Source organism: Yoonia vestfoldensis DSM 16212, assembly GCF_000382265.1.
Classification (GTDB): Bacteria; Pseudomonadota; Alphaproteobacteria; order Rhodobacterales; family Rhodobacteraceae; genus Yoonia; species Yoonia vestfoldensis.
Genome location: NZ_KB907975.1, coordinates 80305 through 104912, shown reverse-complemented (window position 1 = coordinate 104912; position 24608 = coordinate 80305). Strand labels below are relative to the sequence as shown.

Genomic DNA, 24608 nt, shown 5'->3' with positions numbered 1-24608 from the left:
TTTGACATGGCGCAGCATCTTCTTGCCTTTTGGAACGTCGAAAATCTTTTTGGTCCCGAAGACCATCCACCCCGGATCGACTGGATCAGGGACAGGGTGAAAAACGACCTGCGCGGCTGGACGCGTGCGTTATACGACCGCAAGCTGGCGCAACTCGCGCGCATCATCGTGCAGATGAAATCCGGCGCAGGGCCCGACATTCTGGGGGTTTGCGAGGTCGAGGACGGTTTTGTGCTTGCCGATCTTGCCGGGCTGCTGAATGCCGCGCTGCCGGACAGGCGCTATGCGGTTGTCCATGCGGACAACACGCGTGATCTGCGCGGGATTGATACCGCGTTCATTTATGACAGCGGCGCATTCACCGTTGATCCGGCGCTGATCTTCAACCATTTCGTTCTGCGCCGCACGGGCACGCGCGACATCCTTCAGGCGACGTTCCGGTCGCAGGCGGGCAATGACATCGTGCTGCTCTGCAACCATTGGCCATCACGGTCTGGCGGTACGGTCGAAAGTGCGGGCTTTCGCGCGACGGCGGGTGAAACGCTTGGGTATTGGCACCAGCGCATCCGCGAGGAGGTCGGCGCCGACATGCCGGTGCTGGCGTTCGGCGATTTCAACGATGATCCTTTCGATCCATCCTTGCGGTTCAACGCTGTGGCCTGGCGCGAAAGAGGCGATGTAGAACGCGGCCGGTCGGCACAATTCTACAATCTGGCATGGGAATATCTGACCTTTCCTGCGACGGATACGCGGGGCAAGACGCGGATGTTGAACGGCACGCTCTATTTTGGTGGTGACGGAAACCTTTTCGACCAGATCCTCGTCGGGAAGCCATTGGTGACAGGCGATGGCCCTTACAGTGTGGTCGATGGCACCGCGCGGGTCGAGGTATTTCCCGAAATGGTGTCACCCTCGGTCAGCCTTGGCCCGATCCGGTTCGGCCTGCCCAAGGGTGATGTGGCGAATGTGGATCAGAACGGCTATTCCGACCATTTCCCCGTTTCGGTCATGTTGGCCGAAAACGTCGGAATGGCCTAGCGCCTGTGTCGGACGGCGCCCCGGCTGACTGGTCGCCACGTCAGGATAGTATGCGGATTGCGGAGGCAAGTGCTGGCCGTCTTTTGTCTGGGGGATGGCCGGACGCGAAGATGACCCACCTTGCGGGCAGGTCGTCGACGTGATCATGGCCAGGTCCAAACCTGTCGGTCAGGCCGGACTTGGATTTCGCGTAGTGTCGGCGACGACGTCGGCCAACAGGTTTTGGAGCGTCAGGCCGTCCATCCCCATGGTCTGAGCCAGATTGCCGACAAAGGTCTTTTCCTTGCCTTCCATCCTGCCATCGGCGGCGACGACCATCAGCACACCGCGCATGATGTCCAGTTGTTCCATCTTGCTGCGGCCCTTGATCAATTGCTTGTAGTCGTTCTTGACCAGATCGGTTTTCGCAAGCGTCGCCATCTGTTTGACATGGGCGAGCGGAAAGGTCTTACCGGTCATTTCTTCTGCGGCGAACTTGATCACCTCAACTTCGGACGGGGCGATATAGCCGTCTGCCTTGGCGGTATGACACATGGCATCCAGAATGGCTTGGGCACCGGGTGTCGCGTTACCCATCATCGCAAGGCGCTGGCCCCTGCGCTTTTGGGTCTGCAAGACCTTCAAGCCTGCCAACAGCGCCAGAACACCGAAAACGCCAAGGCCCCAGAACCCGCCGACCAATGATTGCACCGACATCTTTGGCACCGACGGGATATCGGCAGAGATCATGCCTGCGTCTTGCATAACCTTCAGGTCTGCCGCGTCGAGAGGCCGGTACATGTCGGTATCGCAGTTGTTCGCCGCAAGCGCATAACCTTGCATCGCGCGCCAATAGTTCACGTAAATCGCCGACCGTGTTTCGACCAGATGGCAAAGCGCCAAAGGCCCGTTCTCATTTGTCATTTCGGTCGGGGCTACAAAAAGCAGCTCTTGGGCTCTCACGGATCCGCTGCGTGCCTCGGCCTGCGTTACCAGTGATGTCAGAAGAATTGCCATGAAAAGGCCGGTGACGAGATGACGCATGCTGTTCTCCGAAATTGCGATAACGGAGTCGTGAACAGCAAGTGTGGTCTAAATTGGGCGGAATTTCTACTTAACTATGACGTGCAAGAATCCGTTGCAGACTCGCCCATTGGCTGATCGCGAGGCCGAGCAGGATCAGCGCGAGCGCTGCGAAGAACCGCAAAGGCAGGACCTCGTTCAGGACCAGCACGCCAAAGAGCATCGACCAGACCGGGACCTGATAATTCACGAGCGTCATGAAAACGGCCCCCGCGCTGCGGATGGTCGCTACCCGCAGCAAGGCGGCAAGCGCGGTCGGGACGACCCCCAGAAAGATGATCGCCAGCATCGGGCGGGGGGCGGCAGCGCCGGGGATGCCTTCGACGATCAGCATCGCGGGGATCAGGGCGGCGGCACCGACGCTGAGCAATAGCGCTGTCATCGTGATCGGGTCGATGGGCGGGCAGCGGCGGGTCATGACGCTGGACACCGCATAGGACAGGGCGGCGGCAAGGCAGGCCAACTGGCCCAAGGGCTCCCATCCGGTGCCGATCCGCAAAACACCGGGGCCGATCAGCACGACCGCGCCGCAAAAGCCGATCACGACGCCGACGGCGCTGCGCAACCGCAGCTTTTCATCCGAAAACACATGCGCGAGCGGCAGCACGAACAAAGGCAGCGCCGCCATGGAAATGCCCGCCAAAGCCGAAGGGACATATTGCTGCCCCCAGCTGAGCAGGGCGAAAGGCACGGCGGTGTTGAAAATGCCGATGGCCAGCAGATAGGCCCCCATCTGCGGCGTGAAATCCGGCAAGGGCCGCCGCAAGACGACCATCAGCGTCAGCATGGCCACAGCCCCCAGACTGGTGCGCGCGCAGGCGACGGTCAGCGGGCCATACCCTTCGAGGGCGGTGGCCACGACCATGAAGGTCGCCCCCCAGATCAGCCCCAGAAGGGCGATCGAGATCCAGTTCAAAGGCGTGGGCTGCTGTGGCATGAGGGCTGTCCAAAGGGCAAAAAGGCCCGGAGCGTGTCCGGGCCTTGTGCGGGTGTGGCGGGGCAAGCCCCGCCCGACGGGCGCTTAGTTCTTGGCTTTGTCCACCATGCGGCCTGCGGAAATCCAGGGCATCATCGCGCGCAGCTTTTCGCCGACCTGTTCGATCTGGTGTTCGTCGTTGATCCGGCGGGTCGCCTTGAAATAGGGCTGGCCCACGGCGTTTTCCTGCATGAAGTCTCGCACGAATTTACCGGTCTGGATGTCGGTCAGCACGTCTTTCATGCGCTTCTTGGTTTCCTCGTAAGGCAGGATGCGCGGGCCGGAGACATATTCACCATATTCGGCGGTGTTGGAGATCGAATAGTTCATGTTGGCGATGCCGCCTTCATAGATCAGATCGACGATCAGCTTGACCTCGTGCAGACATTCGAAATAGGCCATTTCGGGTTCGTATCCGGCCTCGACCAGCGTCTCGAAACCCATGCGGATCAGTTCGACCAGACCGCCACAGAGCACGGCCTGTTCACCGAACAGATCGGTTTCGCATTCCTGACGGAAGTTGGTCTCGATGATGCCGGACCGCCCGCCACCGATGGCGGAACAATAGGACAGGCCGATTTCCATCGCCTTGCCGGTCGCGTCGTTGTGGACAGCTACAAGGCAGGGCACGCCGCCGCCTTTGGTATATTCGCCGCGCACGGTGTGGCCGGGGCCTTTGGGGGCCATCATGATGACGTCAACGCCGGGCTTGGGTTCGATCAGGCCGAAATGCACATTCAGGCCGTGGGCGAAAGCGATGGCGGAGCCTTCGCGCAGGTTGTCATGGACGTATTTCTTGTAGGTCTCGGCCTGCAATTCGTCGGGCATGGTGAACATGATGACATCGCACCAGGCCGCAGCCTCGGCGATGCCCATGACCTTCAGCCCTTCGCCTTCGGCCTTTTTCGCGGAAGGCGAGCCTTCGCGCAGGGCCACGACGAGGTTTTTGGCACCTGAATCGCGCAGGTTCAGCGCATGGGCGTGGCCTTGGCTGCCGTAGCCCAGAATGGCGACTTTCTTGTCCTTGATCAGGTTCACATCGCAATCACGGTCGTAATAAACGCGCATCTTTATCGTCCTTTGTTGAAGCTGGGGTGTTTATAGCGCCGCTGCGCGGTGATGTGAGCGGTGTTCTGTGAGTATTATTGGAAATAAGAAGATTGTTATGCGTGATCTTGTCAAATATAGCGGATTTTATGTTGGATGACTTTGATCGCCGTTTGCTGCGCCTGTTGCAGGCCGACCCGGGCCGGGGGGTGCCGGACCTTGCCGAGGCGGCGGGCAGCACGCCTGCGCGGGTCGCGCGGCGGTTGGACGCCCTGCGCGAGACGGGGGTGATCACGGGCAGCCGGACCCTGATCGACTGGCGCGCCCTGGGCTATGCGGTGGCGGTCAGTCTGCGCATCACGCTTGACAAGACGCAATCGCGCGCGTTCGACGAGTTTCTGGCAGCGGCGCGGCTGGTGCCCGAGGTGATCGAGATCCAGACCTTTCTGGGCCGCGTCGATGTGCGCCTGTCGCTGATCGCGCGCGATCTGGCGGACTACCAGCGGATCTATCGTGACCTTATTCTTGAGCTCCCGCATATCGCGGATATCGAGGCGCTGATGACCGTGGCCACCGTTAAGGGCGACGAAAGCCTGCCGCTATGAGCCTTGATGATCTGGACCGTATGATCCTGCGCGCACTGGTGGCCAATGCAGATCAATCCACCACGCAGCTTGCGGCCAAGCTGGGGCTGAGCCAGCCTGCCACCTGGCGCCGGATCAAGCGGTTGCAGGACGCGGGCGTGATCGCGGGGCGGCAGTTGCAGTTGGACGCCGCCAAGGCGGGATTTGGCGTGACGGTGTTTCTGGGGGTGAAGCTCGCCACCAAAGGCCGCGTCAGTCTGGAGGATTTTGAACGCGCGGTGGGGGCGATCCCCGAGGTACAGACGGTCGATCATGTGCTGGGGCTTTATGATTACCGCCTGCGCGTTGTCGCCCGTGATCTGGCGGATTTCGAACGCGTGCTGCGCCGCCGCCTGATGACCCTGCCCGGTGTCGGCAATGTCGAGGCCAACGTGCTGTTGTCCGAAGAGCGCCGTCCGGGGCCGCTTTGACGCTGATCGGAAACGCGGGGCGGGCGAAATGGCCGATGTATGCCCAGATAGACTTTGATTTCGGGCCAGCCGCGTCTTAGCTGTGGAGCAAGAGTTGAGGAGGACGACGATGGACGGTGCAGCGCGTGGTGTGGACCCTGATGGGTTGATGGAATTTTCGGTCGTGTTCACCGACCGGTCGCTGAACCATATGTCCAAGGCGTTCCAAGGCGTGATGACCGATATTTCGGCAATGCTCAAAGAGGTCTATGCCGCCGATCACGTCGCCATCGTTCCGGGCGGCGGGACCTATGGCATGGAAGCCGTGGCGCGCCAGTTCGGCAGCGGCGCGCATGCCTTTGTCGTGCGCAACGGCTGGTTTTCCTATCGCTGGTCCCAGATTTTCGATGCCGGCCAGTTCACCGCCCAGACCACGGTGATGAAGGCACGGCAGGCCGGCAACGACAGCCGCGCGCCTTTTGCGCCTGCGCCGATTGACGATGTGGTCGCGGCAATCCGTGCAGCGCGCCCCGATGTCGTCTTTGCGCCGCATGTGGAAACATCGGCAGGCATCATCCTGCCAGATGATTACCTGACAGCGCTGGCCGAGGCCGCGCATGAGGTGGGGGCGATCATGGTGCTTGATTGCATCGCTTCGGGCTGCGTCTGGGTCGATATGAAGGCTGTGGGCGTCGATGTGCTGATTTCCGCACCGCAAAAGGGCTGGTCCTCCACGCCGTCGGCGGGGCTGGTGATGCTGTCGCAGCGTGCGGCGGACCGGATGGCGGGGACCACGTCCAATTCATTTGCCGTCGATCTGAAGAAATGGCACGGCATCATGCAGGCCTATGAAAACGGCGGCCATGCCTATCATGCGACCATGCCGACAGACGGGCTGCGCGCGTTTCGCGACACGATGCTGGAAACCAAGCACTATGGGTTCGACCGGCTGAAGGCTGCGCAATGGGAATTGGGCAACGCCGTGCGCAAGGTCCTTGCGGACAAGGGCGTGCGGTCGGTTGCGGCAGAGGGGTTCGGCGCACCGGGTGTTGTCGTCAGCTATACCGATGATCCGGCCATCCAGAATGGGTCGAAATTCATGGCCGAAGGCATGCAGATCGCCGCTGGCGTGCCGCTGCAATGCGACGAGCCTGCGGATTTCCGCACCTTCCGGCTGGGGCTCTTCGGGTTGGACAAGCTTTACGACGTGCAAGGCACGCTCGCGCGGTTGGTGCCGGTGCTGGACCGCGTGCTTTAACGCGCGCCCAGCCCCAGTTGCATCAATGTGCGCCGGACAGGGGTGATCCCGTAAAGTGCTGCGATCCCGCGCGCGCGTAGGTCCTGCGCCACGCTGTTGCCCAGCATCGAGGCCTTGTTCAGCGCGTCGATGCCCGCGACCCGCAGCTTGATATCGGGGTGGCGCTGGCGGGCGTAGCTGTCGAGCATCGCAGGGCTGCCAAGGTTCGCAGGATCGGCTGTGGTAAGGTCCAAGAGGCAGGCCAGATCACGCAACGACATGTTCAGCCCCTGCGCGCCGATGGGTGGCATGACATGCGCGGCCTCGGCGACCAGCGCTGTGCGCGGGCCGGTGATCTGGTCAGCCACCTGAGAGATGATCGGCCAGACCATGCGTTTGGATGCGAGCTTCAGCGGGCCGTAATGCAGGGCGGAGCGGTCGTTCGCCTCGGCCTCGAAAACCTCAGTATCCAGCGCCGCACGCCGCAGGCATTCCGCGCCATGATCCATCCAGACCACGGCGGAACAGGGCTTTCCGTCGTGATCCGGCAGCGGGACCAGCGTGAAAGGACCGCCCGCGCGGTGAATCTCGGTCGAAACATTGTCGTGCGGCGCGTCATGTGTGACGGCAAAGGTCACCGCCTTTTGCCCATAGCGCGTGGTGGTGGTGCTGATCCCCAAGGCACGGCGAACGGCGGAATTGCGTCCGTCAGCCGCGATCACCAGCTTGGCCGCGACCTGTGTGCCATCGGTTAGGTTGACCAAGGCCGCGTTCAGCCGCGGCACCATGCCTGTAAAGCCCGTACCGGGGCGGAAATCGACATTCGGCAGTTCGTGCAGGCGCGCGACAATCTCGCGCCGGAGGAGCCAGTTGGGCAGGTTCCAGCCAAAGGGCTGGTCTGAAATATCGCGCGCGTCGAAGTCGCGCACGACATGGGGGTCGGCTGCGGCATCGACGATGCGCATGATCTGCAAGGGGGTCGCGTGATCCGCAAGGTGCGGCCAGACACCTGCCGTTTCCAGAAACGCCTGCGCGGGTTGCAGGAACGCTGTGGTGCGCAGATCGGCGCCGTCGCTATGGGCATTGGTGACAGGCGGGGCGGGATCGACGATCACGACCGAAAAACCGGCCGTGCCAAAGGCGGCTGCGGCGACAAGCCCCGCGACACCGCCGCCTGCGATCAGAATATCAGCGTTTTTGCGTTCCATGTGCAGGACATAGTCCGCCATGCAGGGCTTGAGAAGGATCAGCGCGCAAGCTGCGACAAGAAAGCCGCAAGATCAGGCGCACCGTGGTGGATGTGCAGCGCGCTCTCGGGCGTTTCATGCACATGCACCGTCCGCATCCCCACATCATGCGGCACGGCCAGATTGCGCGCCTCATCCTCGAACATCGCGGCTTTGGTGGGCGTGATCCCGTCGCGGGTAAAGATCGCGGCAAAAGCCTCGGCCGTGGGTTTGGGGCGATAGTTCGCGTGTTCGACCCCGTAAACCGCATCGAAATGTCGTGTCAGCCCGCGCGCGGCCAGCACGCGCTTGGCGTGGTTTTCCGACCCGTTGGTATAGACGACCTTGCGCCCTTGCAGGCCCGCGATGGCCGCCCCCAGTGCCGGATCGGGCGTCAGATGGGCGATGTCGATGTCATGGACCTCGGCCAGAAAGTCGTCTGGGTCGATGTGATGTTCGGCCATCAGCCCCGCCAAGGTGGACCCGTGGCTGATCCAATAGTCATGCGCCAGCCGCAGCGCGCGCGTCTGGTCCAGCCCCGTGATCCGCATGACATAAGCCGCGAAACGCACATCCATCTGCGCGAAAAGCCCCGCCGAAGGGTGGTAAAGCGTGTTGTCGAGGTCAAAGACCCATGTATCGACATGTGCAAAATGCTGCGTGACCATGCGCATTGGGTAATATGGGGCAAAGGTGGGTGCAACCGCTTTTGCTTGCCTGCGATGGGACATGCGGCGTAAGGTCTTGGGATCAACGACAGGCTTTGTGATGCAAGACCCCCGCCAATCCCAGAAAGACGCCTATGCCCTGATATTGGAGGCGATCGACAGTCACTTGTATAAACCGGGCGACAGGCTGGTCGAAAGCGAGCTGGCCGAAAGGTTCGGCGTGTCGCGCACCCCGATCCGCGAGGCGTTGCAGCGGCTGGAAACCCAGTCGCTTCTGACGCGCGACGGGCGGTCGCTGATCGTGGCCTCGCTTGATCATTCGCAATTGTCGGAGCTTTACGTCGTGCGCGGCGAGTTGGAAGGGCTGGCCGCGCGTCTGGCCGCTCGGCATGCCGCGCCTGAAGAGGTGAAGGTCCTGCAGGATATGCTGGAGGCCGACAAGAAGCTGATCAACGATCCCGCAGCACTCAGCCGGGCGAACCGGCGGTTTCACAAACAGATCCATCTGGCGTCGCACAACCGCTTTCTGGTGCAGCAGCTTGACCTTGTGCATCGGTCGATGGCGCTGCTTGCGACCACCTCGCTGGCCGCTGAAGGGCGCGGGGCGCAGACCTTGCAGGAACATGCCGATATTGTGGCGGCGATTGCTGCAGGGGATGGCGATGCCGCCTATAAGGCACTGCGCGATCACATCTCTGCTGCTTTCGTCACGCGGTTGAAACTGGACGCGGCAAAGGTTGAGGCGGCGGAATGATCTGCGGCTTCAATCCTGTCAGCACGACGCCGTGGGTGGTCTTGTCCCAATAGAACGGCCGCGTGGCCAGTTCGGCCAGCCCACGATAGGCCGCCAGCGCGCCCAGCGGAAAATAGACAGGCAATGTCAGCGCCCAGCCCCACAGGTGCAGCTTACCCGCCTTGTGCAGGCCGATCAGGTTGACCGTCAAGGCCAGCACCTCTGCGGCAAAGAACGCATAGGTCATGGTCCAGAACGCCCCCGCTGACAACCAGCCATGCAGCGGATGCGCAACCCCAAGTGGGATCAGCCACAGTGACCAGAACAGCGGCATCAGCGCAAACAGGCTGAGTGTGCCCAGAAACAGCACCTGCACCCCGATGAACTGCCACAGCCCCAGATCGCGCAGCAGCCGCGCAGGGTTGCGCATATGTACGCCGTACGTGATCGCATAGCCTTTCAGCCAGCGCGCGCGTTGCTTGACCCAAGGCCAGGCGCGGCCATTCGCCTCTTCCATGGTTACGGTGGGGATCAGTTCGGTGGTATAGCCGCGCCGCGCCAGCCGCAGGCCCAGATCGGCATCCTCGGTGACGTTATGCGCGTCCCATGCGCCCAAGTCCTCCAGCACCGCACGCTGGAAGAACAATGTCGTCCCACCCAATGGCACCACAAGGCCCAGCCTTGCCAGCCCCGGCAGCACGACACGGAACCACGCGGCATATTCGATGGTGAAACAGCGCGTCAGCCAGTTGGTGCCGGTGTTGTAGTAATCCAGTACCCCTTGCAGGCAGGCGACATGGGGCGCGGCATGTGTGAAATGGCGGGCCACCACGTGCAATTGGTCGGGGGCGGGAGCATCCTCGGCATCCCAGACGCCGATGATGCTGCCGCGCGCAAAGGGCAGGGCATAGTTCAATGCGCGCGGTTTGGTCTTGACCTGACCGGGCGGCACAACGATGGCCCGGATCCAGCCGGGCAGGGTGGTGCGCGCCAGCGTCGCGCGGGTGGTGGCGTCATCCTCTTCCAGCACAAGGCACACGTCGAGCAAGGCGCGCGGATACCGCAGCGCCGCAAGCCGGACCAGCAGATGCGAGGCGATGGCCTTTTCGCGGTAAAGCGGGACCAGCATCGTGATGACGGGCAGGTCAGCCTCGGCCAAGGGACGCAAGGCTTCAGGTGCGGCCCGCAGCCCGCTGATCGCGGCAGCCACTTTCAGCAACGTCGTGACAGCCAGCACGCCAGTCGCCCAAAGCGAGAAGGCGACGATCAGGCCGGAGGGATTGACGGCCGCCCATGCCAAGACCACAGCCAGCAGCGCGACTGCGACCCCCGCCGCGCGCCTTGCGTTCCAGTTCCGGCAGCTTTCAGCGGCGGGAACGCAGGTTTCCGCCTCTGCCGCGAAGATCGGTCCGTGTAGGGTCGCGACAGCCCCGGTCAGTTTCGCCTCGGTCGTGATGCCCATGCGGACCGCGCCAAAGGATTGTTCCAGATCCGCGCGTGCCAGTGCAAAGCGGGCAGGGCAGGTGGTCAGGACAGTCACCGTGCCTTGCGAGACGCGCGACGGCAGAAGGCCAAGGCGCAGGCAGTCGCGCGCGCCCCATCGCGCCACAAGGGCTGCATCCGGCGGATGGCGGACAGGGTCGATTACCTGCACTGCATGGGCCTTCGCCAGATGGCGCGCGACGAGATCAGCGGGCAGGGCGTAATCGCGCAGCAGGACATCAGACAGCGGCACATCCAGACGCAACGCTGACGCGACAGCGCGGCCAGCCTGCGTCTGATCCAGCGTCCGCTTGGCCAGCAAGGACTGCAAGAGCGCGGTGTCTCGCTCCGGCAAACGCGGGACCAGAGCGGAATCGGTGATAAAGTCAAGCATGCGGCACCCCGCCCCGTGAACGGGTCAGGTATCGCGCCGGATGGTTAAGATGGTGTTAACCGGCCTCAGCGCGCGGCGCGGGAATCCATCGCATTGGCAAAGCGTTCGAACAGGTAATAGCTGTCCTGCGGGCCGGGGCTGGCCTCTGGGTGGTATTGCACGCTGAACACGGGGCGACCATCGACGCGGATCCCGCAATTGGACCCGTCAAACAGCGAGATATGTGTTTCGATCACGCCTACGGGCAGGGTCTGGCTGTCCACCGTAAAGCCGTGGTTCATCGAAGTAATCTCGACCTTGCCGGTTTCGCGGTCCTTGACGGGGTGGTTGGCGCCGTGATGGCCGTGGTTCATCTTGACCGTGCGCGCGCCCAAGGCCAGCGCCAGCATCTGATGGCCCAGACAGATGCCAAAGACCGGAATATCGGTTTCCAGCACGCCCTTGATCATCGGCACAGCGTAAACGCCCGTGGCCGCCGGATCGCCCGGACCGTTGGACAAGAACACGCCATCGGGGTTCAGCGCCAGCACATCCTCGGCCGTGGCAGAGGCGGGCAAGACAGTGACGTCACAGCCAGCCGACGCCAAACAGCGCAGGATATTGCGCTTGGCGCCGTAATCCACGGCAACGACCCTGTGGCGGGCCTGTGTCTGCGGCTGGTGGCCTTCGGGCCAGGCCCAGCGCATTTCGTTCCACTGATAGGATTGCGCGCAGGTCACGTCCTTGGCCAGGTCGAGGCCGACAAGACCGGCAAAGGCACGGGCCTTGGCGACCAGTTTCTCCAGATCAAAGACGCCATCGGGGTTATGGGCAAGGGCGACATGCGGCGCGCCTTGCTGGCGGATCGCGCGGGTCAGGCGGCGGGTGTCGACACCCCCCATCCCGATCCGGTTGCGGCTGGCCAGCCAGCTTTTCAATTCTCCGGTGGCGCGCCAGTTCGACGGCTCGGTCGGGTCCCATTTGACGACCATGCCCGCTGCCACCGGATCAGCGGTTTCATCGTCATCGGCATTTACCCCCGTGTTCCCGATATGGGGAAATGTGAATGTGATGACCTGCCCCGCATAGGACGGGTCTGTCATGATTTCCTGATAGCCCGTCATTGCGGTGTTGAAACAGAGTTCCGCAACCGTTTCGCCCGCCGCGCCAAAACCCATGCCGTAAAAGATCGTGCCATCCGCCAGAGCAAGGCAGGCCGTTAATTTCTGCGTCATGAGCCGATCTCCATTGGTCAAATTGGTGCGGGTTTACGGGGGTGCGGCCACAGGGTCAAGGCCGGAGTGCCGCCTTGCAAACAAGGGATACCGTGGCGTCAGCTCCGCTTGTCAGAACACAGGCAAGGCGATAAGGTGCAGGTTCTTTGTCGAGACAGGAACAGGACTTTTCATGCAGTTGCGCGACCGGATCACCACCGCATTGACCGATGCGATGAGAGCGAAGGAAGCCGACAGGCTGTCCACGCTGCGCCTGATCAACGCCGCGATCAAGGACCGCGACATCGCCATGCGCGGCACCGCCGACGAGGCCGCCGGTCTGTCGGATGCCGATGTCCTTGCGATCATGGGCCGGATGGTCAAGCAACGGCAGGAAAGCGCGCGCGCCTATGAAGAAGGCGGCAGGCTGGAACTCGCGGAAAAGGAACTGGCCGAGATCAAGGTGATCGAGGAATTCTTGCCCCGCCAGCTGTCAGAGACCGAGGCAGAGGCCGCGGTCGACGCCGCCATCGCCGCCGTGGGTGCGCAGAACATCCGCGACATGGGCAAGGTCATGGCTGAACTCAAGGCGCGCTACACCGGCCAGATGGATTTCGCGAAGGCCGGTCCCATGGTCAAGGCGCGGCTGGGCTAGTTTCCTTCATCATCTTCCGAGCCCAAATATCCCCGCCGGAGGCAAGAAAGCCTTTCTGACGGCGACACGGAGGCTGGATCAGCGCGGGCTGTCCCCGCGGATCGCGCGTTTGAGATCACCGTAAAGCGCCAGCCGTTCGGACACGTCCAGAAACGCGCCGATCTCGACCTCGCGGTCGCCGCCGCGCAGGGTGATATAGTTTTCGACCGGCCCGCCCCTTGGGTGCAGATGCACGGTCACCCAATAGCGGTTCGCGTGCCATTCCTGCCGCTCGCCCTTGGGATTGTAGCGGATCAGATGGGCGGATGTTTCATCGACCACCAGTTCTTCCAGCACCTCACCGCGCTTGTAGCTGATATTGATCGCGGTCCAGAGCCCCCAGAACATTACGCCAAAAAACGGCAGCAAGGCCCAGACGATCACCGTGCCCAGAAGCGAAATCAAGGGCAGGGCGACCAGTGCTGCCGTCGCCCCCATGAATAGCACGAAATCCTTGCGCAACAACGAGCGGTAGGGCCACAGGCTCAGTTGCCAGTCTGTCTGCGTGTCGGGATGGTCTGGGGTCCATTGATAGGGCATGTGTCTCACCTCGTCGCGGCAAAGTCTCGTCTTTCCCGACAGATAGGGCCATGCGTGAAACTGTCACTGGCTTTTGTCTCCGTCATGGTGGACCAAACCCAAAAAGCGCCCACAACGGTCAGCCTTTTGCAGCAATTGACGCAAGTACGCGATATCGCGGTGCGATGACTGCTTTGAGCCCACAGATACCAATGCTGCAAGGCGCCTCAAGGTCCGCTGTTGGCGCGATGTAGAAAATTACCTGCAGAAATATAAAGATCTTCTTCGGGGATCGAGTGTCGCGAAAGAATGTCATTGCGATGAGGGTACCTCGCGTATGTTGCAATGATCTTTTTGACCTTTTGATGTTGCGCCCGCAGTCGTGGACCACTTTCGCGAAGTTGATCTGGGAGCTCTTTAATGACCAGTTCGACTGCATCCTCCAGCTTATGCATTCGCGCCAAGTGATCCGGGCCCTCGCAATGTGCAATCGCAATGTAAAAGAACATCATTTCCCACGGCTGGAGGTATGCAAAGTGCCCATTTGCCTGATAACCTCGCCAACGACCCACGAAACCGGCAGCAGCTCAATCTGGGGCAAACTGAGACTAGTCCGAATTCGACCGACAGCACCGACAGTCGAGTTGCGCGGGCGCTGAATTGATGTAACTTTGCCTAAATGAAGCTAAAGCTGTTTTTCATCTTCTCGCTCGCCATCCTGTTGCTTGGGCAAGCTGCAGCCGCGGAAGGTAACACGATTATAGTGGGCCGCGACAGCTTTTGCGCCGACGTCGAGCGCCTTAAGCTCGCAAACGCTGAGCTCCTTGGCTCAGTATTGGGGCTTGAATGGGGGACAGCTATTTTTGAGAACCGTTCCCAAATGTCTCTACCAAACACACGCGCAGCGAATGAGTTGGCTATTTCTGCGGCAAAAGGAGTGTTGGACGCAACAGACCCGTTCCTGGAACTCTGCGCACCAGACTGATCTTTCAAGATCGGTCGCCGCGTCTCCGCAGAATCGTCCTCCATCAAATCCTCACCTATTATTCAGCGGCAACTGCCTGGCTGTCCGCATTGCAGACATTCCAGTCCTCAAATCTGCCTATTTGATCGCCGCAAACCCTTGCCGCCCGCGCAAGAGAGGTTAACCGCCCACCGTCTAACGCAAAAAGCCCCCGCATGGCGGGGGCTTTTGATCTTCTGCGCCGCTAGTGCGCGTGTTTCTTGTCCCAGTCTTCCCGCTTGGGCAGCGTCTCGAACGTGTGTTCGGGTGGCGGGCAGGGGAGGGTCCATTCCAGCGTGTCGGCATATTCGTTCCACGGGTTGTTTTCCGTGACACGGCGTCCGCGCAACAGCGTCCAGGCCATCACACCGATGAAGAACAGGAAGGACGCGAAGGACAGGAATGCACCCCAAGATGACACCAGATTCCATAGCGCAAAGGCATCGGGGTAGTCGATGTAGCGGCGTGGCATGCCCTGCCGACCCAGAAAGTGCTGTGGGAAGAAGGTCAGGTTCGAACCGATGAACATCGTGAAGAAGTGGACCTTTCCGGCCCATTCGGGATACATGCGGCCTGACATCTTGGGCAGGTAGAAATAGATCCCCGCAAAGATGGCGAAGACCGCGCCAAGGCTCATCACATAGTGGAAGTGTGCGACGACATAATAGGTGTCGTGGTACACGCGGTCCACAGCCGCCTGGCTCAGCACGATGCCGGTGACGCCACCGACGGTGAACAGGAACAGGAAGCCGAACGCCCAGAGCATCGGTGTCTTGAACTCGATCGACCCGCCCCACATCGTCGCGATCCAAGAGAAAATCTTGACGCCGGTCGGCACCGCGATGACCATCGTGGCCAGCATGAAATAGCTTTGCTGGGTCAGCGACATGCCAACGGTGTACATATGGTGCGCCCAGACGACGAAGCCCAGAACCGCAATTGCGACCATCGCATAGACCATCGGCAGATAGCCGAAGATCGGCTTGCGGCTGAAAGTGGCGATCACGTGGCTGATGATGCCAAAGCCGGGGATGATGATGATATAGACTTCGGGGTGACCGAAGAACCACAGGATGTGCTGGTACAGGACCGGATCGCCACCACCTTCAGGCTGGAAGAAGGTCGTGCCGAAATTGCGGTCGGTCAGCAGCATGGTGATCGCACCCGCCAGAACCGGCAGCGCCAGCAGAATCATCCAGGCGGTCACAAAGATCGACCAGGCAAACAGCGGCACCTTGTGCAGCGTCATGCCCGGTGCGCGCATATTCAGGAAAGTGGTGATGATGTTGATCGCTCCAAGGATCGACGACGCCCCCGACAAGTGGACGGCAAAGATCGCAAGATCCATCGACATGCCCGCCTCGTTGGTGGACAGCGGCGGATACATGACCCAGCCCACACCCGACCCAAGCTGGCCATTGCCGCCAGGCGCAAGCATGGAAGCCACACCCATCGTGCCACCGGCCACGAACATCCAGAAAGACAGGTTGTTCAGCCGCGGAAACGCCATGTCGGGCGCACCAATCTGCAACGGCATGAGATAATTCCCGAACCCACCGAAAAGCGCCGGGATCACGACGAAGAACATCATCAGCACACCGTGGTAGGTGATCAGGACGTTCCAAAGGTGCCCGTTGGGCGTGCAGGGATCTGTCATGAACCCTTCCATGCACATGTATTGCACGCCCGGATGCATAAGCTCCAGCCGCATGTACATGGTGAAGGCCACGGACACGAACCCCAGGATGCCTGCGGTGAACAGGTACAGGATACCGATGTCCTTGTGGTTGGTGGACATGAACCACCGGGTAAAGAAATTCCGGTTGTCCTGATGTGTATCGCCGTGGATGGCTGCGTCCGCCATGTGGCTCTCCTCGTATTGGCTACAGATCGACGCCGCCGATTCAAAGAACGGCGGTCGTTGGTCAGCGTTCTAGTCGCTTGCACCGCAAGGGGCAACTGCCCATGCGGGCGACACGTTGGGTTATATTGGCGCAGGGGGGGTAAAGGTGCGCTCAAAACTCTGCCGCAGGGCGAGGTCGAGATCGGCCATGCTGACCGGCAGGCCGAGGTCGACCAGCGACGTCACGCCGTGGTCGCGGATGCCGCAGGGCACGATGCCATCGAAATGGGACAGGTCCGGGTCGACGTTGATCGACAGCCCGTGGAACGACACCCATTTGCGCATGCGAATCCCGATGGCGGCGATCTTTGCCTCGGCCAGCGCCCCATCTGCGCTGCGCGGCTTGTCGGGGCGCTGCACCCAGACACCGACGCGGCCCGGTCGAATCTCGCCTCTGATGGTGAAGGCATCAAGCGTGCCGATCACCCAACGTTCCAGATCCTGCACGAAACGCCGCACATCACGCCCGCGCTTGCCCACATCAAGCATAACATAGACCACCCGTTGCCCCGGTCCGTGATAGGTGTATTCACCACCGCGCCGCGCGTCATGCACCGGGAAACGGTCGGGCGCGATCAGGTCCGCCGCCTTTGCCGATGTGCCCGCGGTGTAGAGCGGGGGATGTTCCAGCAGCCAGATACATTCGTCGGCCTGGCCCGTGACGATGGCGTTGACGCGGTTCTCCATGAAGGCCAGCGCCGTCTCGTACTCTGTCAACCCGTCGCTGATGATCCACTCTACCATGGCTTCGGGATAAACCGGCAAAAGGGTGATGGAAAGGGACATGATTTCCCTCTTGGCATCGCAAATCCCCTCGTCTATGAGAGCGGCACTTGCCAGCCTGAGACGTGCGGTCGTGGCGGAATTGGTAGACGCGCAGCGTTGAGGTCGCTGTGAAGTAACATTCGTGGGGGTTCGAGTCCCCCCGACCGCACCACTCGCTGATGGCAGATGCTGCGCTCCGAAGGTTTTTCGTCCGAAAAACCTTGCGCTGCCCCCACACAGCATTATCCGGTCGGTGCATCGTGCCAGGTGCCCGGCGACGACCCGTCTAAATCCCAGTCCCCGATCCGCCAGCGCACCAGCCGCAGCGTCGGAAACCCGATATGCGCGGTCATCCGGCGCACCTGCCGGTTGCGGCCTTCCTGTAGGGTGATCTCGATCCATTGATCCGGCACCGATTTGCGAAACCGTACGGGCGGATCGCGGTCCCACAGCGCGGGCGGCGCGATCAGCCGGATCTGCGCAGGCCGCGTCGGCCCGTCGTTCAGCATCACGCCGCGCCGCAGGGGTGCAAGATCCGCGTCGTCGGGCGCGCCTTCCACCTGCACCAGATAGGTTTTCGGCAGCTTGTGACGCGGGTCTGCGATGCGCGCCTGCAAGGCGCCATCGTCGGTCAACACCAGCAATCCTTCGCTGTCACGGTCGAGGCGGCCAGCAGGATAGACGCCGGGCACATCAATATAGGCCGACAGCGTCGGGCGCGGCGAGGGGCTGCGTGCGTCGGTGAATTGTGACAGGACGCCGTAAGGTTTGTTGAACAGCAGGGTGCGCGGCATGACGTTTTCTAGCCCGCGCCGGGCATTGCCGTCCACCGTATACCTTTGTGTGCGACTAAGTAATTATAAATCAACGCTTTTATTGTTTACAGCAAGGATTGGTGCGCTAGTGTAGGTGTGATCCGAATGTGAAAGCGCCTGACCATGCCGCCGATAGCCGACCATCCTCTGCGCTATACTCTTGCCAACGAACTGCATGCGCGGCCCTTTCCGGCTGTAGGCGCGCCCAGCCGTGCGGCCTATCTGGCGATCAAACCCGCCAGCAATGCCGCGGGCCGCGACCGTGCGGCGGACCGCGCGCATCTGATCGACCTGCTCGACCGGTTCGGCGCGCAGCATCCGCAGCCCGATGCCACGCATTACTTCGGGACCATCGGCAAGCATCAGTTGAAATGGGAAAGCCACACCGAATTCGTGACCTACACGATCTTTGGCGACGGACTTGCCGCCCGCCCGTTTGACGCGGCGACGTTCGAGGTGTTTCCGGACGACTGGCTGTCAAAGGCGCCCGGCACGCGCGTCACATCGGCCCTGATCCGGATCGAGGTTGTCGAGGCCGACGACGGCATTCTCGACAAGGTGAAGGATTGGTTCGTCCCCGAAAGCCTTGCGATCAGCCGCGTGGTGGAAAATGATCTGATCATCTCGGGCGATTTCCGTATCGATCCTGCGGGCCACATGCGCTTTGCCGTCTTCGCGCGCCCGCATGTCGATGACCGCCGCATTGGCCGCGTCGTGCAACGCCTGTGCGAGATCGAAACCTACAAGGCGATGTCGATGCTGGCCTTGTCCAAGGCGCGCTCTCTCGGGCCGAAGATGGCGGAATTCGACCGTACGCTGACAGGGCTGCTCGATGACATGCGCATGTCGGTGGCCGATCAGGCCAAGGTGTTGCAATCCTTGCTGCAGGTGTCGGCAGAGATCGAAAATACGATCGCCCAGACAACATTCCGGTTCGGGGCGGCGGGGGCCTATGAGACGATCGTCAACCAGCGCATCGCGGTCCTGCGCGAAGAGCGGTTCGGCGGGCGGCAGACATTCGGTGAATTCATGATGCGCCGGTTTGATCCCGCGATGCGGACCGTCAAATCCACCGAGGCGCGGCTTTTCGCCATGTCCGAACGTGCGTTGCGCGCGGGCGATCTGCTGCGCACACGGGTCGATGTCGAACGCTCGGCGCAGAATCAGGAACTGCTTACCAGCATGGACAAGCGCGCCGATCTGCAACTGCGCCTGCAGCGCACGGTCGAGGGGCTGTCCGTCGTCGCGATCAGCTACTACGCCGTCAATCTCGCGCTTTACATGGCCGCACCCCTGGAAGCGGCGTTCGGGATCACCAAACCGATCATGACGGCGGTCGCAACACCGATTGTCTTGTTGCTTGTCTGGATGCTGGTCAGCCGGATTCGCAAGCGGATGGAATGAAGCAGTCTTGCCAGACCTTTGGCAGGTGATACGATCCGCCTCGCAAACAGGGGGGATCACATGCGTCTGGTTATAGGTTTTGCCGTCATGGCGTGCAGTGCAGCGGCGCAGGATTTGCCGCGGCCTTTGACGGATGCGGATTTCAAGCCTGTCGACCGCGCCGAGGCCGAACTCGGCCAGCTTTTGTTCTTCGATCCGATCCTGTCAGGGAACCGCGACGTCTCCTGCGCGACCTGCCATCATCCTGCCCTTGGCACCAGCGACGGGCTGTCGCTGGGCATGGGCGACGGCGGCACGGGGTTGGGCCCTGACCGTGTGGCCGACCCTGCCAATCGGCCCGAACAGCGCATCCCGCGCAATTCGCCCGCGCTGTTCAATCTTGGCGCGCATGAATTCACGGTCCTGTTCCACGATGGCCGGATCGAGGTGGACCCCGCCCGCCCCGGTGGCCTGCGCACACCGCTGGCCGACGACATGGTGACGGGCTTTGCCTCGCTTCTGTCGGCGCAGACGATGTTTCCGGTGCTCTCCGCCGACGAGATGGCAGGGCATTACAGCGAAAACGACGTGGCCCAAGCTGTCCGGCGCGGCACGATCACCGGCGAAGGCGGCGCTTGGGACATCATCGCCAACCGTGTCGCGGACATTCCGGCCTATGCCGATAGTTTCATCGCGGTCTATGACCATATCGACCGCCCCGACCAGATCGGGTTCACCGATATATCCAACGCGGTCGCAGCATTCATGGAACTGGAATGGCGGTCCGACAACGCGCCCTTTGACGCCGTGTTGCGCGGCGAGGCAACCTTGCCCGAACCCGCCGCGACCGGCATGGCGCTGTTTTATGGCGAGGCGGGCTGCGTGTCCTGCCATGCCGGTCCTTTCCTGACCGACCACCAGTTTCACGCGATGGGCGTGCCGCAGATCGGGCCGGGCAAGGCCGAACGGTTCGAAAGCCACGCCAGCGATCTGGGGCGTTACCGCGTGACGGGTGATCCGGCGGATCTTTACGCCTTTCGCACGCCCAGCCTGCGCAATGTGGCGCTGACCGGGCCTTATGGCCATTCAGGCGCCTATGCCGATCTGCGTGATTTCCTGACCGCACATCTTGATCCCGTGGCGGCGCTGGCAGCTTACGATCTTGAACTGGCCCTGCTGCCTGACCTGCCGGTCGACGACACGCGCGGCTTTGCCGATACCGCGGCCATCGCGGCGGCGGTCGAGGTTGCGCCGGTGACGCTTGACGATGGCGGGCTCGATGCCTTGCTGGCCTTTCTGGAAAGTCTGACCGATCCGAACGCAAAGACTGGCGTTCTGGGTGTCCCTGACGCTGTGCCAAGCGGCCTAGCGGTCGCGCGGATGCCAGAGGGTTAGGGGCGCGTTCGCCTGACCCTCATGCGTGCTTTGCGTGCCATCGGGCCAGGTCACGGTCACCGTGGCGTTGTCCGCATCGCCCAGCCCGAAATGCAACGGCAGCGCCTTGCCGCCTGCATGACCGCCACCGATGGTGTTCTGCTGGCTTTGCGTCGCGCCGTCGGTTGTGACCGTGACGACTGCGCCTATGGCGTTGCGATTGCCACCCGATTGGGTCAGTGCGACGGTCAGCCAGTTGCCGGTGCCGTCCGTCACGTTGCGGTAAATCTCCAAGGGGGCACGGCGGTTCACGACGATCAAATCCAGCCGCCCGTCGCCGTCGAAATCGGCCAAGGCCGCACCCCGTGACCGCGCGGTAGTCGCGATCCCGGCAGTCTGGCCAGCCTCGACGAACGTGCCATCCGGCTTTTGCATCAAAAGGTTGTTGGGGTCCGCCATGGCGAGCCCCGGCATCTGGTCGACATTGCCTTTGGCGATGAAGAGATCGGCGCGGCCGTCATTGTCCACATCGGCGAATTCCGCGTGCCAGCCGGTCGAAGGCCGCCCGTCATCGCCGGTATGCGGGCGCTGGGCATAGGTGCCGATGCTGTAGGGCGCATTGGCATAGGTGCCGTCCTCTTGCGCCAGTTGCAGCAACTGGTCGCCCATCGAGGTCAGCATCACATCGTCGCGGCCATCGCCCGTCAGGTCGCGGCTGGCGATGCCCATCCCCCAGAGCGAGACGTTCTGCCAGCCATCCTCGGCCCCCAGAAAACGCCCGTCAGCGATATCCCACATCTGCTCGTGCCCGCCGCGCACATAGTAATGCCTGTCGTTCGACAGCCGCAGCGTCAGCCGCCCGCGCGCGTCCTGTGCGGCTAGCATCGACAGCGGGCAGAACCCCGGCGTCAGATCGGTGCTGACGTAACCATCCGCCGCAGGCGTCAGAATCTGGTTGGCGTCGCAGGCCTCGAACGGGCCGTCGGGGTCGGTCCGGTCGACGTAATTGCCAACAGCCATCACCGGCCTGCCGTCGCCGTCCCACCATGCGGTGAAGGCGGTGGTCCAGTGATCGCCCACAGGCACAGCCCAATCAGCAGTTTCATCGGTAAAGCCGCAGGCCCCGTCGCCGCGCAGCACGACATTCGGACCCACGCGCATCACGAACAGGTCCATCGCGCCATCGGCGTCAAGGTCAATAGGATAGGCGCCAGTCACGCCGGTCAGCGCCGCGACTGGCGCGGGGGTGAAGGTGAAGTCACCCGTGTTGCGCAGCAGGATGGCAGGGTTTTCACCGCCAGCGGCAAATATGTCCGGCAAACCATTGCCATCGCAGTCAAACACCGCCACGCCGCCGCCGACAAAATGTTCCCAGCCGCCAGCATAGATATGCCCGGGCAGCCCGTCCGAGCGATCCTCGAAGACGGGGCCGGCTGCCGCTTGACCCGCCAGCAGGCACAGCACCAGCGCACGGATCATGCCCGCGCCTCGCCCATGATCTTGTCGGTGACCGCCGCCAGTGCCAGCGCCGATGCGCCCCGCGCCCAGACCAGATCGCCCCAGGCGTGAATTTCGACCCGGCAGGCCTTGCGCCCGTCGTTCAGGGTCAGCTTGTGCATGTCGGCCAGCACCTCGTCGGAATAAAGGTAATCGTATTGCATCCGTTCACCCGACAGGATGATCAGTTCGGGATCAAAGAGCTGGATCACATTGGCAAGCCCCACCGACAGATAACGCCCTGCGCGCCGGAAAATCGTGCGCGCGGCCTCGTTGCCGCCTTTGGCTTGTGCGAACAACGCGTCCAGCATGGCGTTGGGGCTTTGCAGGTTGCGCGGGTTGCGGTGCAGGGCGGTCGCCGCTTCGCGCGCAAGGGCGTAATCGGCCAGATACGCCTCCAGACAGCCGCGCTGGCCACACCGGCACAAGGCACCGTCCAGTTGCACCTTGGTGTGGCCCAGTTCCAACCCCATCCCGCGCGATCCGCGAAACAACCGGTTGTCCAGCACCAGCCCCATGCCCACCCCATGTTCGATGGTCACGACCGCGAAATCGGTCATCGACCGGCCCGCGCCGAACCACAACTCGGCCAGAGTCAGCACGTTGGCATCGTTGTCGAGATACAGCGGCACGCCGAACCGCGCGACAAAGGCGGTTGCCACATCCATATCGCGATCCGCCAGCAGGGGTGACCACGGCACCGTGCCGGTGTGGTGATCCACGATCCCCGACAAACCGATTCCCACGGCGGCGATGTCGCACATATCCTTGCCGCTGCCGTTCAGGACCAGCGCCACCAGCACGCCGATTTCATCGAGCAGATCGTCCAGCCCCTTGCGGGTGGGCGGCGTGGGCAGGCTGGCATCCGCCAGCATCTGGCCCGAAAAATCGGTCAGGACAGCGGAATGGACCTCGTCCGACAGCTTGATCCCGATCACATGGCAGGCTTCTGATACGACTTCGAGGGCGACAGGCGGGCGGCCGCGCCCGGTTTCGCGGGGCAACCCCTCGACTTCGCGCAAAAGCCCTGTGGCGATCAATTCGGCGGTCAGCGTCGTCGCGGACCCGGCACTGATTCCAAGCGCACGGGTGACGTCTGTCCGCGCGGCCCGACCCGCGCCGCGCACATGCTCAAAAATCTGCTGGCGCAGGGGCTTTGCAGAGGCGCTGGCCGTCGGCAACAATGGACCGCAGCCTGAAACAGAAGGCGATTCGTCGCCGCTGGCCGAAATTTCATCATACATAGTTCAGCCCTTGAATTATAAACGGGCGATCGGCGCGCCAAAACCCGGGGTCTTCACAGACTGCCCGATTATTTCGCTGTATCAAGCCTGTTTTTTCAAAATCCGTGCGATTTTTATTTTGACAACTGAACTTAATATGGCATTTTGGATGCCGTAGGGTTCATGAACCCACACCCTCACTGCATGAGGGCCGCATTTCTGGGAGGAATACATGCATAAATCCATCATCGCTGCCGCGATTGCTGTCGCTGGCTTCAACTCTGCCGCACTGGCGCAGGACCTGACGGTCGGCGTCAGCTGGTCCAACTTTCAGGAAGAGCGCTGGAAGACCGACGAAGCCGCGATTCGCGCAGCGCTCGAAGCGGCAGGCGCGACCTATGTGTCCGCGGACGCGCAATCGTCCTCGGCCAAGCAATTGTCTGACGTCGAAAGCCTGATCGCCCAAGGCGTTGACGCGCTGATCATTCTGGCACAGGACAGCGCCGCAATCGGGCCAGCTGTCGAAGCTGCCGCCAACGAAGGCATCCCTGTCGTCGCCTATGACCGCCTGATCGAAGATCCCCGCGCATTCTATCTGACCTTCGACAACGTCGAAGTCGGCCGGATGCAGGCCCGCGCCGTGCTGGAACAGCAGCCAAGCGGCAACTACGTCATGATCAAGGGCTCGCCCACCGACCCGAACGCAGATTTCCTGCGTGGCGGCCAGCAGGAAGTGCTGCAGGCAGCGATCGACAGCGGCGCGATCACCATCGTGGCCGAAGCCTATACCGATGGCTGGCTGCCAGCGAACGCACAGCGCAACATGGAACAGATCCTGACAGCGAACGACAACGCGGTTGACGCGGTTGTCGCATCGAACGACGGCACTGCCGGTGGTGTTGTGGCGGCACTGACGGCACAGGGCCTCGAAGGTCTGCCCGTCTCCGGTCAGGACGGCGACCATGCCGCGCTGAACCGTGTCGCGCTTGGCACGCAGACCGTGTCGGTCTGGAAAGACGCCCGTGAACTGGGCCGTGCGGCCGGTGAAATCGCCGTGGCGCTGGCGTCGGGTGATGGCGACATGTCGGCCGTCGAAGGCAGCCAGTCCTGGACATCGCCAGCCGGCACCGAGATGACCGCGATCTTCCTGGCCCCCGTGCCTGTGACCGCTGACAACCTGTCGGTCGTGGCCGATGCGGGCTGGATCACCGTCGAGGCGCTTTGCCAGGGTGTGACCGCAGGTCCGGCACCTTGTAACTAAGATCATGGCGGCGGGCGCGTCCCGCCGCCTCTGGCCCCTGCCGTTGATGCAGGGGCCGCATTTTTCCTTTTCATGCAAACCG

At 62.1% G+C, this 24608-nt stretch carries 24 protein-coding genes and 1 tRNA gene; 11 read left to right on the top strand and 14 right to left on the bottom strand.

Annotated features, from left to right (window positions below; genetic code table 11):
- The first annotated feature begins 6 nt into the window (after positions 1-6).
- Positions 7-1038, top strand: a complete 1032-nt coding sequence (locus tag H147_RS0103810) for an endonuclease/exonuclease/phosphatase family protein (RefSeq protein WP_019954018.1) — start codon at positions 7-9, stop codon at positions 1036-1038.
- Positions 1039-1206: 168 nt separating this feature from the next.
- On the opposite strand, the gene H147_RS0103805 is transcribed toward H147_RS0103810, so the two are convergent.
- The 3 genes from H147_RS0103805 to ilvC form a co-directional block, all read right to left on the bottom strand.
- Positions 1207-1941 carry a tellurite resistance TerB family protein gene (locus tag H147_RS0103805; protein ID WP_162561624.1) on the bottom strand — a complete coding sequence of 245 codons (735 nt, stop codon included), beginning with the start codon at positions 1939-1941 and terminating at the stop codon, positions 1207-1209.
- 190 nt (positions 1942-2131) lie between these two features.
- Positions 2132-3037 carry a DMT family transporter gene (locus H147_RS0103800; protein WP_019954016.1) on the bottom strand — a complete coding sequence of 302 codons (906 nt, stop codon included), beginning with the start codon at positions 3035-3037 and terminating at the stop codon, positions 2132-2134.
- A gap of 84 nt (positions 3038-3121) precedes the next feature.
- Entirely contained in the window at positions 3122-4144 is a 1023-nt protein-coding gene (gene ilvC / locus H147_RS0103795; protein WP_019954015.1) for a ketol-acid reductoisomerase, read from the bottom strand.
- Positions 4145-4272: 128 nt separating this feature from the next.
- Here ilvC and H147_RS0103790 point away from each other — a divergent pair, with 128 nt between their 5' ends.
- From H147_RS0103790 to H147_RS0103780, 3 genes are all read left to right on the top strand, one after another.
- Positions 4273-4728, top strand: a complete 456-nt coding sequence (locus H147_RS0103790) for an Lrp/AsnC family transcriptional regulator (RefSeq protein WP_019954014.1) — start codon at positions 4273-4275, stop codon at positions 4726-4728.
- Positions 4725-5177, top strand: a complete 453-nt coding sequence (locus H147_RS0103785) for an Lrp/AsnC family transcriptional regulator (protein ID WP_019954013.1) — start codon at positions 4725-4727, stop codon at positions 5175-5177. The genes H147_RS0103790 and H147_RS0103785 overlap by 4 nt, the downstream gene beginning before the upstream one ends.
- Before the next feature lie 109 nt (positions 5178-5286).
- Positions 5287-6414, top strand: a complete 1128-nt coding sequence (locus H147_RS0103780; protein WP_019954012.1) for an aminotransferase class V-fold PLP-dependent enzyme — start codon at positions 5287-5289, stop codon at positions 6412-6414.
- On the opposite strand, the gene H147_RS0103775 is transcribed toward H147_RS0103780, so the two are convergent.
- Together H147_RS0103775 and H147_RS0103770 are read right to left on the bottom strand one after the other, a co-directional pair.
- The gene (locus H147_RS0103775; protein WP_019954011.1) at positions 6411-7622 is read right to left on the bottom strand and encodes a UbiH/UbiF family hydroxylase; all 1212 of its coding nucleotides are present in this window, start codon (positions 7620-7622) and stop codon (positions 6411-6413) included. The two genes, H147_RS0103780 and H147_RS0103775, sit on opposite strands and share 4 nt — an antisense overlap.
- A gap of 17 nt (positions 7623-7639) precedes the next feature.
- Positions 7640-8287: a pyrimidine 5'-nucleotidase gene (locus H147_RS0103770; protein ID WP_026352227.1), complete on the bottom strand. Its 648-nt coding sequence runs from the start codon at positions 8285-8287 to the stop codon at positions 7640-7642.
- Between the two features lie 100 nt (positions 8288-8387).
- Here H147_RS0103770 and H147_RS0103765 point away from each other — a divergent pair, with 100 nt between their 5' ends.
- Positions 8388-9041, top strand: a complete 654-nt coding sequence (locus tag H147_RS0103765; protein ID WP_026352226.1) for a GntR family transcriptional regulator — start codon at positions 8388-8390, stop codon at positions 9039-9041.
- Here the strand turns inward: H147_RS0103765 and H147_RS0103760 are convergent.
- Together H147_RS0103760 and carA are read right to left on the bottom strand one after the other, a co-directional pair.
- A complete protein-coding gene (locus H147_RS0103760; RefSeq protein WP_019954008.1) occupies positions 8995-10896 on the bottom strand; it encodes a glycosyltransferase in 1902 nt (633 codons plus the stop codon). The two genes, H147_RS0103765 and H147_RS0103760, sit on opposite strands and share 47 nt — an antisense overlap.
- Positions 10897-10961: 65 nt before the next feature.
- Positions 10962-12110 (bottom strand): glutamine-hydrolyzing carbamoyl-phosphate synthase small subunit, encoded by a 1149-nt coding sequence (carA, locus tag H147_RS0103755; protein WP_019954007.1) that lies wholly within the window; start codon positions 12108-12110, stop codon positions 10962-10964.
- A 172-nt stretch (positions 12111-12282) separates the two neighbouring features.
- Here carA and H147_RS0103750 point away from each other — a divergent pair, with 172 nt between their 5' ends.
- Positions 12283-12744 carry a GatB/YqeY domain-containing protein gene (locus H147_RS0103750; protein WP_019954006.1) on the top strand — a complete coding sequence of 154 codons (462 nt, stop codon included), beginning with the start codon at positions 12283-12285 and terminating at the stop codon, positions 12742-12744.
- Between the two features lie 78 nt (positions 12745-12822).
- Here the strand turns inward: H147_RS0103750 and H147_RS0103745 are convergent, their stop codons facing one another.
- Entirely contained in the window at positions 12823-13323 is a 501-nt protein-coding gene (locus tag H147_RS0103745) for a DUF2244 domain-containing protein (RefSeq protein WP_019954005.1), read from the bottom strand.
- Between the two features lie 206 nt (positions 13324-13529).
- Positions 13530-13874, bottom strand: a complete 345-nt coding sequence (locus H147_RS20470) for a DUF924 family protein (protein ID WP_110570902.1) — start codon at positions 13872-13874, stop codon at positions 13530-13532.
- A 107-nt stretch (positions 13875-13981) separates the two neighbouring features.
- Here H147_RS20470 and H147_RS0103740 point away from each other — a divergent pair, with 107 nt between their 5' ends.
- On the top strand, positions 13982-14287 hold the full coding sequence (locus tag H147_RS0103740) for a hypothetical protein (RefSeq protein ID WP_019954004.1): 306 nt from the start codon (positions 13982-13984) through the stop codon (positions 14285-14287).
- A gap of 223 nt (positions 14288-14510) precedes the next feature.
- On the opposite strand, the gene ctaD is transcribed toward H147_RS0103740, so the two are convergent.
- The gene (gene ctaD, locus H147_RS0103735) at positions 14511-16169 is read right to left on the bottom strand and encodes a cytochrome c oxidase subunit I (protein WP_019954003.1); all 1659 of its coding nucleotides are present in this window, start codon (positions 16167-16169) and stop codon (positions 14511-14513) included.
- Positions 16170-16289: 120 nt separating this feature from the next.
- Complete coding sequence (gene lipB / locus H147_RS0103730) at positions 16290-16952, bottom strand: lipoyl(octanoyl) transferase LipB (RefSeq protein WP_026352225.1); 663 nt, start codon at positions 16950-16952, stop codon at positions 16290-16292.
- A 106-nt stretch (positions 16953-17058) separates the two neighbouring features.
- On the opposite strand from lipB, the gene H147_RS0103725 reads away from it, so the two are divergent.
- Positions 17059-17145, top strand: a tRNA-Leu gene (locus H147_RS0103725).
- 70 nt (positions 17146-17215) lie between these two features.
- On the opposite strand, the gene H147_RS0103720 is transcribed toward H147_RS0103725, so the two are convergent.
- The gene (locus H147_RS0103720; protein WP_026352224.1) at positions 17216-17767 is read right to left on the bottom strand and encodes a pseudouridine synthase; all 552 of its coding nucleotides are present in this window, start codon (positions 17765-17767) and stop codon (positions 17216-17218) included.
- Between the two features lie 144 nt (positions 17768-17911).
- On the opposite strand from H147_RS0103720, the gene H147_RS0103715 reads away from it, so the two are divergent.
- Both H147_RS0103715 and H147_RS0103710 read left to right on the top strand, forming a co-directional pair.
- Positions 17912-19192: a DUF3422 family protein gene (locus tag H147_RS0103715; RefSeq protein WP_019954000.1), complete on the top strand. Its 1281-nt coding sequence runs from the start codon at positions 17912-17914 to the stop codon at positions 19190-19192.
- A gap of 60 nt (positions 19193-19252) precedes the next feature.
- The gene (locus H147_RS0103710) at positions 19253-20566 is read left to right on the top strand and encodes a cytochrome-c peroxidase (protein ID WP_026352223.1); all 1314 of its coding nucleotides are present in this window, start codon (positions 19253-19255) and stop codon (positions 20564-20566) included.
- On the opposite strand, the gene H147_RS0103705 is transcribed toward H147_RS0103710, so the two are convergent.
- Positions 20537-22024 (bottom strand): CRTAC1 family protein, encoded by a 1488-nt coding sequence (locus H147_RS0103705; protein ID WP_019953998.1) that lies wholly within the window; start codon positions 22022-22024, stop codon positions 20537-20539. The genes H147_RS0103710 and H147_RS0103705 overlap by 30 nt on opposite strands.
- On the bottom strand, positions 22021-23286 hold the full coding sequence (locus H147_RS0103700; RefSeq protein WP_019953997.1) for an ROK family protein: 1266 nt from the start codon (positions 23284-23286) through the stop codon (positions 22021-22023). The genes H147_RS0103705 and H147_RS0103700 overlap by 4 nt, the downstream gene beginning before the upstream one ends.
- Positions 23287-23497: 211 nt before the next feature.
- Between H147_RS0103700 and xylF the strand changes: the two genes are divergently transcribed.
- Positions 23498-24526 (top strand): D-xylose ABC transporter substrate-binding protein, encoded by a 1029-nt coding sequence (gene xylF / locus H147_RS0103695; protein WP_019953996.1) that lies wholly within the window; start codon positions 23498-23500, stop codon positions 24524-24526.
- Positions 24527-24608: the final 82 nt, after the last annotated feature.